A 13,465-nucleotide genomic window follows, 5' to 3' on the forward strand; every position below is an offset into this window, starting at 1 on the left:
CCTGCAACTCAGGTTAAAACTCATTTTGTATCCAGTTACGCAACTTGCCGAATATTCCTGACACTGACGATACAGAAGAGCGCTTAGGCTCACTATATTCACCATCATCATTGATCTGACTATCTTTTGCATAATGAAGTAAGCCAACAGCCGTAGAATGATACGGCTCTTTAACGTAATCGGTTAAACCACTAACTTCTAGAGGTTTACCTACTCTAACTTGATTGCGGAATACGCGTTCTGCACACTCCACCAATCCTTCAATTTGTGCTGCGCCACCCGTTAAGACGACACCAGCAGCTAAATGGTGCTTAATACCATCTTCGCGCAATTTAACTTGAACAGTATCAATCGTCTGATTAACCAAGCCCATTAACTCAGTGTAACGAGGCTCAATAACTTCTGATAATGTCTGTCTTTGCAAGCTACGAGAAGGACGCCCACCAACGCTTGGGACGTTAACGGTGTCATCTTTACTCACTAATTCGCTTAATGCGCAGCCGTATTTAACTTTAATCTCTTCAGCATCACTGACAGGGGTGCCAAACGCAAATGCAATGTCACTTGTGACCGCATTACCAGCGTAAGAAAAAACTTCAGTATGCCTTAATGCACCACCAGTCCAAATAGACACATCCATTGTACCAGCGCCAATATCGACAACACAGACACCCAGCTCTCGCTCATCTTCGGTAATAACGGCATTACTTGAGGCCAAACCGGAGAACACTAGCTGTTCAACTTTTAGTCCACAACGTTCCACTGCTTTAATAATGTTCCGCGCCATATCATTATGGCAGGAAATAAGATGAACACTCACTTCCATACGGACACCAGACAAACCAAGCGGGTTTTTAATTCCCTCTTGGTAGTCAATCGTAAATTCTTGGGGAATAACGTGCAGGATACGCAGTTCTTCCCCAATTTTGATTGACTTGGCAGTATGTATGGCGCGATCCATATCATCCTGAGAAACTTCCTCATCAGATATGGTCCCCATCCCTTTCTCGATACGGCTTGCAATATGCTTACCCGACAAGGAGATAAATACATTACTAATTTGGCATTCTGCCATTAACTCTGCTTGGTCGACCGCTCTTTGTACCGATTTAACAACGGATTCAAGATCGTTAACGCCGCCTTTATCCATCCCTCGAGAAGGACTACTTCCTGCACCAATGATGTTTATTTGACCATCAGGTAGGACCTCACCAACTAGAGCCGAAACACTTGCAGTGCCTATATCAAGACCAACAATAATGTTGTCATCTGTGGTCTTAGTCATCTGTACTCTCTTGTTCTAAGTCTTGCTTAGGAAACCAACCAACGGCAGCTCCCGTATCATACCTAAGATCGATATAGCTCACTTGTTCAGCTTTTGCGCCTAATTCATTATAAAGTGAGATAAATCGCTCAATACGTTCTGATAACGACTCTTTGCCTAATTCAAGACGAATGCCATTATCTAAAATAATTTGCCACGCTCTACGCTCATTCAACACAAGAGAGGTAATTGCTAACCCTAAACTTTGAAAGCGAGGGTTATTCTCTTGCCAAATATTCAATACTTGCTGGCTTGTACCGTCAGGTCCATAAAGCTTAACTCGCTCACCTTTCAGTTGGCCAACATCACCATTAAATACATCACCAGATTCATTTAACAGTTCATTTCCATTCCAGATAGCAGAAGCGTGATATTCCGTTAAAAATACTTTCACTGTGTCAGGCCATTGCTTACGAATGGATACCTGTGACACCCATGGAATAGCCTGAACACTCGATTGCAATGCATCAATATCTTGCGACATAAAGGTGCCAATATGATCCAACTGAGCAAAAGCACGCTGTACATCGTGTGCCGTTACGTAACTCAAATCACCTTGCAATACTATTTTTGAGAGTGGGAGTCGTTGATCATCCCACATCCAACTTAATGTTGAATAAAGAAGAGAGCCAATTAATAGTAAAACCACCAGCAAAAAAGTCGCGCCAAAAGCGTGCTCTTTTACTAGTGGGTAATTGGATACTGAACGGCCTTCACTTAAAGCACTTTCTACCAAAGTCCGCGATCCCTTTTCTTAGCTTGCAATTCTATTCCCTATCGTTTCGTAATAGAGGTAAAAGCACTTACTTTAACCTTGGGATTATACTGAGCTTATTCAAACTATCAAACATTGATAGTAAGAATTTCAAGCTCAATCTAATCAATTTCTCAATCTGGGGACTCAAACACGCATTGTGTAGGATCTCACGACACTTGCTGCATTCTATTAATATTTAGCTCAAGAGCCGCCAGCTGTTTTGCTACTTTACCAACATCACCCGCACCTTGTGTTAACACTAGGTCACCATCTTGAAGCACATTAGCCAGCACGGAAGGCAGGGTTTGAGCGTCTGGTACGAAAATAGGATCGATCTTTCCTCGGCTACGAATGGTCCGACACAAGGCTCGGCCATCTGCGCCTGCAATCGGTTTTTCACCCGCCGCATAAACGTCTAGCATGATTAATACGTCCACTTGCTCAAGCACGTTAGCAAAATCATCGTATAAATCACGAGTTCGACTGTAACGGTGAGGTTGGAAAATCATCACCAATCGGTTCTCTTTCCAGCCAGAACGCGCTGCTTGAATCGTAACGCCAACCTCTGTGGGATGATGTCCGTAATCATCGACAAGCATCGCAACACCATTACCAGTATCGAATTCACCTAAATGGTCAAAACGACGACCAGTTCCTTGAGTTCCCGCCATTGCCGCTAAAATAGCCTCATCGGAGATATCATCTTCCGTTGCCACTGCGATTGCCGCAGATGCGTTGAGTGCATTATGACGACCCGGGATATTCAAGGTGATATCTAAGTTCGCTTTGCCTTCGCGTACAACGGTGAACTTACCTTGTTGTCCATCTTGACGATAATTTTCAATCCGCACATCAGCATCGTCAGAGAAACCATAAGTGATCACTTGACGGCTAATACGAGGAATTAATTCACGCACGACATCATCGTCAACGCAAACAATCGCTTGTCCATAAAAGGGTAAGTTATGCAAGAAATCGACAAATGTCTGTTTCAATACTTCAAAATCGCCGCCATACGTTTCCATATGATCCGCTTCGATGTTGGTGACAATACTGACCATAGGCTGTAAATGTAAGAACGAAGCGTCGCTCTCATCCGCTTCAGCAATTAAAATGCGGCTTGAACCTAGCCGAGCATTAGTGCCTGCACTTTTTACTAAACCGCCATTTACAAATGTTGGATCTAAGCCTGCTTCAGAATAGATCTGAGTCACTAAGGCTGTTGTTGTCGTTTTACCATGAGTTCCGGCAACTGCGATACCATGTCGAAAACGCATCAATTCAGCCAACATTTCTGCACGGCGAACAACTGGAATTCTCAACTCACGTGCGGCAACGAGTTCAGGGTTTTCTTCATTAATCGCAGTTGAAACAACAACCACGCTCGCACTTTCTACGTTACTGGCTTGATGACCAAAAAATACGGTTGCACCTTTGCTAGTCAATCGCTCTGTGACTGGGTTTTCTGAAAGATCAGAACCTGTAATTTGATAACCTTCATTTAACAGTACTTCCGCAATACCACTCATTCCAGCCCCGCCAATCCCTACAAAGTGGATAGACTTAACACGACGCATTTCTGGCACCATGGCACGAATTTGAGCAAGGTTTTGAGTATGTTCAATCGTCATTTTCAATTCTCATTATTCAGTTAAGGCAATAATAGCCTTGGCAACAGTCATGTCAGCATCAAGCTTGGCAGCTTTACGCGCTTGTTTTGCCATTGCAAGTAATTCTGTTCGAGTTAAAGCTTGGATATTGCTGGTTAACTTAGCAACGCTCAGATCAGGTTGCTCTATCATTTCAGCCGCACCACACTCAACTAAATGGTCTGCATTAAGTGCCTGTTGGCGGTCTTTATGCATAAATGGGATAAATACCGCCCCAATACCTGCCGCAGAGACCTCAGAAACCGTCAATGCACCCGAGCGACAAACCAATAAATCGGCCCACGCATAAGCTTGAGCAACATCATCGATAAATTCTACCACCTCAACATTGTCGGTCATCTCTTGAGGGTATGCCTTAAGGACTTCCTCGCGGTTATTTCTTCCAGCTTGGTGGATAACCGTGTAGCCATTACCTAACGCTTTCAGTACATCAGGCATTGTTCTATTTAAAATTTGAGCGCCTTGGCTACCTCCCATCACTAAAATACGAATGTCACCTTCGCGTGACGTCATTCGAATTTCTGGGTCGGGTAACTCAGCGACATCTTGACGAACTGGGTTCCCCACGACTTCTGCGTGTGGAAATGCGCCAGGAAATGCTTGGAATACTTTTTTGGCAATTTTAGAGAGCCATTGGTTGGTTAACCCTGCGACAGCATTCTGCTCATGCAAGACAACGGGAATACCCAGCAACCATGCCGCAATGCCACCCGGTCCGCTTACGTATCCACCCATCCCAAGTACGACATCAGGTTGCCAGTTCTTCATATTACGTCGCGCTTGGATAACGGCATTAATGATCTGGAAAGGCGCTTTAACTAATTTAGCCAAGCCCTGTCCACGTAGACCTTTTACCTTAATAAAATCAATGTCTATGCCATGTTTAGGAACTAACTCAGCTTCCATACGATCCGCCGTGCCTAACCAGCGGATTTCCCAGCCTTGTTGCTGAAGCTTTTTGGCAACAGCAAGGCCAGGGAAAACATGCCCACCGGTGCCACCAGCCATAACTAATAAACGTTTATTTTTTTTCATCGTTTTCTGTTCTGCTAAAGTCTTGTTCTGCTGAATCTGCTAAAGGCGTGCTTTTTTTCTGCACCCTACATTCGTGATCTATTCTCAAGAGTATGGATACCGCCGTCGACATAACAATCAAGCTCGACCCACCATAACTGATTAGTGGCAAGGTTAAGCCTTTGGTCGGAACAATACCCGCAGCGGCCCCTACATTAACCAATGTTTGGAAGGCAAACCAGATCCCGATACCAAATGCGAGATAGCCACCAAATTGTTGCTTGCTTTCGAACGCTCGCTTACCAATAAAGACCGCTTTTAACACCAGGCTAAAGATAAGGATCAACACTAAAGTTACGCCAATAAAGCCTAACTCTTCCGCCAACACGGCAAATACAAAGTCGGTATGAGCCTCTGGTAAGTACTCCAATTTTTGGATGGAATTACCTAACCCTTGACCAAACCACTCTCCTCGACCAAAAGCCATCAATGACTGAGTCAACTGATAACCGCTACCAAATGGGTCTTCCCACGGGTCCAAAAATGATGTCACTCGTCGAATTCGATAAGGCTCTAAGGCTATCAGTCCAATGACCGCGATGATCCCTACCACCACGAGTCCAATAAATTGAGTGAGCTTAGCGCCGGCAATGAACAACATTCCAAATAGGGTGACCAGCATAACGACTACAGTACCCAAGTCTGGCTGCCCAAGTAGAAGCACGGCTAATAATCCGAAAACAAGAATCGGCTTCATAAATCCGCCAAAAAAGGTTTCCCTTACTTCTGCCTGTTTACGAACCAAATACCCCGCCATAAAAATAAACAGCGAGAGTTTCGCGACCTCTGCAGGCTGTAAATTAAACAGACCGAGAGGGATCCAGCGTGAGGCTCCGTTCACGGATTTTCCCGCTACTAATACCACGACCAGTAAAAAGAACGAGAGAGCTAACAAATAGGAGCTGTACTGCATCCAACGTTTCAATGGAATCTGCAGTATCACACTTGATGTTATGAGCGCTAAACCGAGGAAAACAGCATGACGAAACATAAAGTGAAAGGGTTGATCCGTCAGTCGTGAGCTAATAGGGAATGAAGCCGATGTCACCATAACTAACCCCGTAAGCATTAGGCCAAGAGCAATCCAAACCAATTGACGATCAAACAGCGCATCGGGGGTTGGCGTCATGAACCAATCTTGCCACTTATCTTTACACTGCTTCACACTGATCAAGTTCATCGCCTTACTACTGACTAAGCGTATTGTTGAGCAAGAGCAGTGAAGGCATCACCTCTCGCCATGAAGTTTTTAAACTGATCGAAGCTAGCACAAGCAGGCGATAACATCACCATGTCGCCTTCAACCAACTGACCTTCAATCGATCTAATGATATCGTGCATTGAATCATATTTTTTTGCGGATGTGTGAAGGGGCATAAATTCATCGGCATCTTCACCAAAACAACATAATTGAACCGGTAATGTTTTCAACACTGGAGACAACTCAGAGAAATCAGCGCCTTTACCCACTCCGCCCACCAACAAATACAGCGTCCCTTGGCAATCCAAACCAGAAAGGGCTGCTAATGTACTCGCAACATTGGTCGCTTTAGAGTCGTTGACCCACTTAATTCCACGATGATTGGCCACCACTTGGCAACGATGAGTGAGACCATTGTATGCCTTCAATGCTGGTAACGTGCTGAATAAGTCGGTGCCAACCTGTTTCAATAAGGCTAAAGCCACCAAAGCATTGGCTACATTATGTCGCCCAACAAGAGTAAGCTCATCAACCGCAAGCAGTGCTTGTCCGTTGTCTGCCAAATACTCTTTTCCATCTTTAACCATCAAGCCGAAATCTTGATCATCAAAACCAAATGATTTGATGTTCCCAGTAAAATGATCGGCGGTGGTTTGAACGTCTTCACGATTAATAATCGCAGTTTCTGCGTTATTGAAAATGCGCAATTTGGCTTGACGATACGACCCCATGCCATCATAGCGATCCATATGATCTTCAGATAAGTTGAGGAAGGCTGCCGCGGTAAGTTTTAGACTACTGGTTGTCTCTAATTGAAAGCTCGATAACTCTAAGACATACAAGTCGGCATCTTGATTTAACAAGTCGAGAGCAGGCACACCAATATTCCCGCCAACACCCACATTTAGGCCTGAAGCACTTGCCATAACACCCGTCAAATCCGTTACTGTGCTTTTACCATTTGAGCCTGTGATCGCAATAACCGGCTTTTTCACCGCCCATGCAAACAGCTCAATATCACCAATAACAGGTATACCTTGCTGTAATACAGATTGAATTTCTGGTGTTGCGAGTGCAATACCTGGGTTTGCAACAACGAGGTCGGCTTCTGCTAACCAAGCGGTATTCCAACTGCCAGAGTGAAGTTCAACGTCTTGAGGGAGTTGCTCTTTACTTGGCGGACTCATACGAGTGTCAATCACTCGAAGTGACAATTGCGGCTGCGTTTTCTTCAGATGTTGAACCACTGAAAGCCCGGTAATGCCAAGCCCAACCACCACCACATTATGAATATCTTGCCAATGATCCATGTCGATACCACTTCTACCAATAAGAAAACGAGAAGCAATCGACTTGATTGCTTCTCATATAATTAACGTACTTTTAATGTCGCTAAACCAATAAGCACTAGCACCATTGAAATGATCCAGAAACGCACAATAACGCGCGGCTCTGGCCAACCTTTAAGCTCGTAATGATGGTGAATTGGAGCCATGCGGAAAATACGCTGACCACGCAATTTATAAGAACCGACTTGAAGGATCACCGACAGCGTTTCCATTACAAAGACGCCGCCCATGATCACGAGAACTAACTCTTGGCGAACCAATACCGCAATTGTGCCTAACGCACCACCCAAAGCAAGCGAGCCCACATCACCCATGAATACTTGAGCTGGATAAGTGTTAAACCATAAGAAGCCTAAACCAGCGCCAACCATTGCCGTACATACGATAACAAGCTCTGATGTATATGGAATATATGGGATATGCAGATACTCGGCGAAGTTAACATTGCCTGTCGCCCACGCAATAAAGGCAAAACCCGCTGCAACTAAAACCGTAGGCATGATCGCTAGGCCATCTAGCCCATCAGTCAGGTTCACCGCATTACTGGTTCCGACAATCACAAAGTAAGTCAGTACGATATACAGCAGGCCAAGTTGCGGCATCACATCTTTAAAGAATGGGACAACCAATTGTGTCGCTGCCGTATCGTGACCGTGAGCATAAAGCGCAAACGCCACGACGAGTGCTATCGCTGACTGCCAAAAATACTTCCAACGAGCCACTAAGCCATCGGTATTTTTGCGTACGACTTTACGGTAATCATCGACAAACCCAACGGCGCCATAACCCAGTAACACCGCCAAGACGGCCCACACATATGGGTTAGAAAGATCAGCCCAAAGAAGAACCGTAATCACAATAGCAGCTAAGATCATCACGCCCCCCATTGTTGGGGTTCCGCGTTTACTAAAATGAGATTCTGGTCCATCGTGACGAACCACTTGACCAATTTGCATCATTTGTAAACGTTTGATCAGCCTTGGTCCCATCCACAAAGATAAACTAAGGGCGGTGATAACGCTGACAATCGCTCGAAATGAGAGATATTCAAACAAGCGAAAAAATGAAAAATATGGCTGTAGTAACTCAGCTAGCCAAATGATCATGAAAAGTTCTCCTTAAGTCCAGCAACAACTTGGCTCATACCCGCGCTATTCGCACCTTTAACTAAGAGAGTATGAGTTGAATCCTGATGTTCGCTGAGATACTGCTTAATATATGTGATCATGCTGACATGATTATCAAAATGAAGGCCATGACACACCTGACTGATAACCTTTGTATCCTCACCATAAGTGAGTACATGTTCGAATTCAAATGGGGCAGCATATTCACCGACTTGGTGGTGAAGTGCAAGGCTTTCATCGCCTAATTCCGCCATATTGCCCAAAACGAGCCAGCGTTCACCACTGAAACTTGCCAGTAATTCAACCGCGGCTTTCATCGCAGGCACACTCGCATTGTAGCTATCATCAATCAGACGAATACTCTTCGATAGTGATTCGGCTTCAACACGGCCTTTTACTTTCAATAAATTGGCGAGTCCTGATTGGATCTCTTCAAGGTTAGCGCCAAGCTCTACGCTCAAACAAGCCGCAGCCAATGCATTAGAAACATTGTGAGATCCAATAATTCCGAGCTGAATGGCAGCATGTCCTAACGGAGAGTGAAGAGTAAAACTCGCTTCTCCATTATCATTTAAGTTGATATCCGTTGCGTAAAAATCCGCTTGGTCATTGTTTACTGAGAAAGTCACGACCTGTTTATTTGCGAGTACCTCATCCCAGATTTCGCCACCATTGCTGTCTAAATTTACAATCGCGGTTTGCGAAGCATTTAGGCCTTGATAAATTTCACCTTTGGCCTGCTTAACACCATCAAGTGAACCAAATCCTTCGAGATGCGCCTCAGCCACATTGTTCACCAATGCGACATCAGGGTTAACTAAAGCGGTGGTATATTCAATTTCACCAATGTGGTTAGCACCCAGTTCAATCACAGCGTAATCATCGGTTTTTTGTGCGCGTAGCAAGGTGAGAGGAACACCAATATCATTATTGAAGTTTCCCGCCGTGAAAAGAACATTGCCCTTAGGCATTAAAATGCTCGCAACCATCTCTTTCACGGTGGTTTTACCGCAACTTCCTGTAATGGCAACCGTCGGCGTTTTGCTTTGTTGATGGATCCAAGCCCCAAGTAGACCCAGCGCCAATTTTGTATCTTTCACTACAATTTGAGCGGGAGCGGCAACGGCGGGATCATTAATAATGATTTCACGCTCTACTAAAAGGGCCTTAGCCCCTGATTTAACCGCTGACTGACAAAAATCGTGCGCATCAAATCGTTCACCAACTAATGCGACAAACAGAGCATTTTGTTCAATGTTTCGTGTATCCGTCGATACTGAAGAGATGGTGATATCACTTCCGACTAGAGTTGCGGCTAGCGATTGATCGTTGAACTCGGCAACAAGCTGGCTTAAAGAGAATGAAATCATAACGCTAATCCTAAAAGAGACTGAGCGGTCTCACGATCTGAATAATGAACCGTATCATGGGCTAGCACTTGGTAATCCTCGTGGCCTTTACCCGCGAGCAGAATGATGTCGTTCTCTCCTGCGTGAGTAAAGGCATACTCAGCGGCTTTGAATCGATCATGTTCCACTATCGCCAGATCCGGTTTTTCTAATCCGCCCAACATATCTTGTACTATTAACCCAGGGTCTTCACTGCGTGGATTATCATCGGTTAATATCACTTTATCTGCGAGCTTCTCAGCAATAGCAGCCATCATTGGGCGCTTACCTGTATCACGATCGCCTCCGCAACCAAAAATAGCCCACAACTGACCATTACAATGTACACGCAGTGCCGATAACGCTTTCTCTAAAGCATCAGGAGTATGAGCATAATCCACAACTAACTTAGCGCGGTTTTGAGTTTGAAATAACTCCATACGACCAAGTACAGGTTTTAGATCCGCAGCAGTTTGTAATAGGTGCTGCTTATCAAAGCGCAATGACAGTAATGTCGCCAGCGCTAGCATCACGTTGCAAGCATTGAATTCTCCAATCAATGGCGCATGCAAACGCCCTTCACCCCAATGCCCATCGAAGTCGATCGTAATGCCTGACTCCGCGTATTCAATGTGCGTCGCCCAAATAGAAGGGCGCGATGAACAAGGTGATTTTAATGACACTGCAATCGCATTTGGCACCGATTCGATCCATTCAGCACCAACACTATCATCGACATTGATAATGGCGTTCTGACACTGATGATGAGTAAAGAGGCTTAACTTAGCCTTCGCGTACTCTTGCATGGTGCCATGGTAATCCAGATGATCACGGCTGAGATTAGTAAAGACCCCAGCCGAAAAACCTAATGCTTTCACTCGACCTTGAACTAACCCATGAGAGGATATTTCTAGAGACGTATATTTCGCCCCCTGCGCAGCAAGTTGACTTAAGGTATGCTGGATCTCAATGGCATTTCCGGTGGTATTCGCGGCAGGTTGCAAATCATCAAGGAAGCCATTCCCCGTTGTCCCCATCACCGCAGATTTAACACTTAAAAGCTCAAGCCACTGGGTAATTAACTGAGTAATGGTCGTTTTACCATTCGTCCCCGTCACACCAATCAATGATGATGTTGACGCGCTATATAAGCGGCCAGCCAACTGAGAGAGATGAGCATTAAGTGAATCAATATAGACAACCATCACCTCTAATTGAGTCTCAATGCTAGCGTGAGGATGTTGTTCATCGGCTTGGGCAAGCACAAGATTAGCACCTTGAGCGATCGCTTTTTCTATATATTGACGCCCATCAACGGCGTGACCGATGATCGCAACAAACGTATCTCCCGATTGCACTTTACGGCTGTCTAACTCTAAGTGCGTTACGATAACCTCATTAGCGGTGGTTTTGCTGACATCAACCCAAGGTGAAATCAGTGAAGTCAAACTCATGCTATCGCTCATAACCATTTCCATATATCGATGTTGTGTAAAACCAGTCACACTATGACTAGTTTTGAAATTGATTCTCATCCGGAGCTACATTTAAAATCTGTAGCGCGCTTTTCATTATTTCTGAAAATATCGGAGCAGCGACGGAACCACCATAATATTGATCACCCTGGGGTTCATTCACCATAACCACCAGCGAAACCCTTGGGTTACTTACCGGAGCCACGCCTGCAGTGTAAGCAAAGTATTCATCACCATAACCGCCTGAAATTGCTTTACGTGATGTCCCTGTTTTTGCGGCTACTCGATAACCCGGCACTGCCGCTTTGGTCGCTGTGCCTCCGGGCTGGGTCACCCCTTCGAGCATCTCTAAAACCCGTTTTGCGTTTTCACGATCCGCGACTTGGTGTACTAAATCTTGCTGGTTACTATCAATAATGTGGATCGGTTGGTACTCACCGTAATTTCCTAGCGTAGCGTAAGCATGCGCTAACTGAATCGGAGTAATAGACAAACCGTAACCGAACGCAAGGGTGGCGATTTCAAACTTAGACCAACGACGACGGCTTGGAAAAATACCCGACGTTTCACCCACAAGGTTTAAACCCGACTCTTCTCCTAAACCGACAGAAGCATACATGCCTAACAAAGCTTCAAGAGGCATATCCAGAGCCAGCTTCGTCACACCAATGTTACTGGATTTTTTCAGTATCGTAGCAAGATCTGCTTTGCCCACTTTGGACGTATCTCTGACTCGGCTACCACCAATGCGCATGATCCCTTCACCCGTATCAATAACGGTATTCATGTCTGCAGTGCCATTTTCTAATGCCGCTAGCACAACAAAAGGCTTGACCGTGGAGCCGGGCTCAAAAGCATCGGTGATCACTCGGTTACGCATTTTGTAGCTTTGTAAATTAGAGCGATTATTCGGGTTGTATGACGGCGCATTCACCATCGCCAGTACCGCACCGGTTTTAACATCTAATAAAATGGCCGAAGCAGAAGTGGCACGGTAATCCGCAACTCCCTGCTTGACCGCTCGGTAAGCAATCGCTTGAAGGCGCTGATCAATGGTCAGTTGCAGTGGTTTACCCTCTTCTCGCTCTTCAAGTGCGATATTCTCAACCACTCGACCATAGCGATCTTTCCGGATTGTTCTCTTACCCGCTTCTCCAGTTAACCATTTATCATAACTGCGCTCGACACCTTCGAGTCCATGCCCATCAATTCCGGTTACACCAATTAGGTGAGCACTCACTTCACCAGCTGGGTAATAACGGCGGGATTCCGCTTTCAGCCCAATACCAGGAATCTTTAGCTCACGAATATACTTCGCCATCGCAGGACTAACTTGGCGTTGCAGGTAAATGAAACGGCGTGATTTATTAGAGGCGACTTTATTGAGTAAACCTTGGCGGTCTAAGCCGAGTACATCAGCAAGAGCAAACCAACGATCTTTATTCGCTAACCCGTCTTCTTTATAAATAGTAACAGGATCAGCCCATACCGCTTCGACAGGTACACTTACCGCTAAAGGTTCACCGTTGCGATCCGAAATGATCCCACGAGCGGAAGGCAAGGCTTTTACACGTACAGAACGAAGATCGCCTTGACGAATAAGATTGTCAGGTTCAACCACTTGGATGAAAGCAAGACGACCTATCAATGCAGAAAAGATAAGGAATATAAACGCGAGAACAATATTAAAACGCCAACGAATAAGGATCGGCGAGTCCTCAGGCTTGGTTTTTGCGCTTGCTTTGGATTTGGTAGGTGCTGATGGTTTTTTAGGAGATATCATTGGAGAGAAATGACCACTTCCTTATCCGCATCTGGCCGCTTCATCAGCAACTCAGACTTAGCCATTCTTTGAACTCGGCTATGCTCAGCAAGGGCATTTTCTTCAAGCATGAGGTTTCGCCATTCATTGTCTAAATGCTCACGTTCAACAAGCGCTTGATCTTTTGCTGAGATAGCTTGGCGTGAAGTATGAGTAGCAAACACCACGCCCATCGCACTGGCAAAAATAAGCATCAACAACAGCAAAGGAACTCGACCTACGGTAAATAGGTCAAGAACGATAATTTTGGCCAAGTTAGGAGAAGTTTGCTTCATAAC

The 13,465-nt window shown here is 45.2% G+C and carries 11 protein-coding genes; all 11 read right to left on the reverse strand.

What is annotated here, in order from left to right; genetic code table 11:
* Window positions 1-13: 13 nt before the first annotated feature.
* Window positions 14-1,285: a cell division protein FtsA gene (ftsA, locus tag F0249_RS06815; RefSeq protein ID WP_017051070.1), complete on the reverse strand. Its 1,272-nt coding sequence runs from the start codon at window positions 1,283-1,285 to the stop codon at window positions 14-16.
* Window positions 1,278-2,060: a cell division protein FtsQ/DivIB gene (locus F0249_RS06820; RefSeq protein WP_017051071.1), complete on the reverse strand. Its 783-nt coding sequence runs from the start codon at window positions 2,058-2,060 to the stop codon at window positions 1,278-1,280. Before F0249_RS06820 ends, ftsA begins: the two co-directional genes overlap by 8 nt.
* Window positions 2,061-2,248: 188 nt before the next feature.
* A complete protein-coding gene (murC, locus tag F0249_RS06825; protein WP_171756204.1) occupies window positions 2,249-3,712 on the reverse strand; it encodes a UDP-N-acetylmuramate--L-alanine ligase in 1,464 nt (487 codons plus the stop codon).
* A gap of 12 nt (window positions 3,713-3,724) precedes the next feature.
* On the reverse strand, window positions 3,725-4,786 hold the full coding sequence (murG, locus tag F0249_RS06830) for an undecaprenyldiphospho-muramoylpentapeptide beta-N-acetylglucosaminyltransferase (protein WP_171756205.1): 1,062 nt from the start codon (window positions 4,784-4,786) through the stop codon (window positions 3,725-3,727).
* Window positions 4,773-5,954, reverse strand: coding sequence for a cell division protein FtsW (gene ftsW, locus F0249_RS06835; RefSeq protein WP_253825285.1), 1,182 nt, complete (start codon window positions 5,952-5,954; stop codon window positions 4,773-4,775). Before ftsW ends, murG begins: the two co-directional genes overlap by 14 nt.
* 65 nt (window positions 5,955-6,019) lie before the next feature.
* On the reverse strand, window positions 6,020-7,336 hold the full coding sequence (gene murD, locus F0249_RS06840) for a UDP-N-acetylmuramoyl-L-alanine--D-glutamate ligase (protein WP_171756207.1): 1,317 nt from the start codon (window positions 7,334-7,336) through the stop codon (window positions 6,020-6,022).
* A 62-nt stretch (window positions 7,337-7,398) separates the two neighbouring features.
* The gene (gene mraY / locus F0249_RS06845) at window positions 7,399-8,481 is read right to left on the reverse strand and encodes a phospho-N-acetylmuramoyl-pentapeptide-transferase (RefSeq protein ID WP_017051076.1); all 1,083 of its coding nucleotides are present in this window, start codon (window positions 8,479-8,481) and stop codon (window positions 7,399-7,401) included.
* Window positions 8,478-9,872 carry a UDP-N-acetylmuramoyl-tripeptide--D-alanyl-D-alanine ligase gene (murF, locus tag F0249_RS06850; protein WP_171756208.1) on the reverse strand — a complete coding sequence of 465 codons (1,395 nt, stop codon included), beginning with the start codon at window positions 9,870-9,872 and terminating at the stop codon, window positions 8,478-8,480. The genes mraY and murF overlap by 4 nt, the downstream gene beginning before the upstream one ends.
* Entirely contained in the window at window positions 9,869-11,356 is a 1,488-nt protein-coding gene (gene murE / locus F0249_RS06855) for a UDP-N-acetylmuramoyl-L-alanyl-D-glutamate--2,6-diaminopimelate ligase (protein WP_171756209.1), read from the reverse strand. Before murE ends, murF begins: the two co-directional genes overlap by 4 nt.
* A gap of 46 nt (window positions 11,357-11,402) precedes the next feature.
* A complete protein-coding gene (locus F0249_RS06860) occupies window positions 11,403-13,148 on the reverse strand; it encodes a peptidoglycan glycosyltransferase FtsI (RefSeq protein ID WP_017051079.1) in 1,746 nt (581 codons plus the stop codon).
* On the reverse strand, window positions 13,145-13,462 hold the full coding sequence (gene ftsL / locus F0249_RS06865; protein WP_113799454.1) for a cell division protein FtsL: 318 nt from the start codon (window positions 13,460-13,462) through the stop codon (window positions 13,145-13,147). Before ftsL ends, F0249_RS06860 begins: the two co-directional genes overlap by 4 nt.
* Window positions 13,463-13,465: the final 3 nt, after the last annotated feature.

The sequence above is a fragment of the Vibrio sp. 03-59-1 genome (assembly GCF_013114135.1).
Lineage (GTDB): Bacteria > Pseudomonadota > Gammaproteobacteria > Enterobacterales > Vibrionaceae > Vibrio > Vibrio cortegadensis.

Bases quoted from the DNA above. Each gene is read 5' to 3' on its own strand.
- ftsL (WP_113799454.1), bottom strand. From the start codon at position 13,462: ATGAAGCAAACTTCTCCTAACTTGGCCAAAATTATCGTTCTTGACCTA.
- murC (WP_171756204.1), bottom strand. From the start codon at position 3,712: ATGACGATTGAACATACTCAAAACCTTGCTCAAATTCGTGCCATGGTG.
- ftsA (WP_017051070.1), bottom strand. From the start codon at position 1,285: ATGACTAAGACCACAGATGACAACATTATTGTTGGTCTTGATATAGGC.
- murD (WP_171756207.1), bottom strand. From the start codon at position 7,336: ATGGATCATTGGCAAGATATTCATAATGTGGTGGTGGTTGGGCTTGGC.
- mraY (WP_017051076.1), bottom strand. From the start codon at position 8,481: ATGATCATTTGGCTAGCTGAGTTACTACAGCCATATTTTTCATTTTTT.
- murF (WP_171756208.1), bottom strand. From the start codon at position 9,872: ATGATTTCATTCTCTTTAAGCCAGCTTGTTGCCGAGTTCAACGATCAA.
- F0249_RS06860 (WP_017051079.1), bottom strand. From the start codon at position 13,148: ATGATATCTCCTAAAAAACCATCAGCACCTACCAAATCCAAAGCAAGC.
- murE (WP_171756209.1), bottom strand. From the start codon at position 11,356: ATGAGCGATAGCATGAGTTTGACTTCACTGATTTCACCTTGGGTTGAT.
- ftsW (WP_253825285.1), bottom strand. From the start codon at position 5,954: ATGACGCCAACCCCCGATGCGCTGTTTGATCGTCAATTGGTTTGGATT.
- murG (WP_171756205.1), bottom strand. From the start codon at position 4,786: ATGAAAAAAAATAAACGTTTATTAGTTATGGCTGGTGGCACCGGTGGG.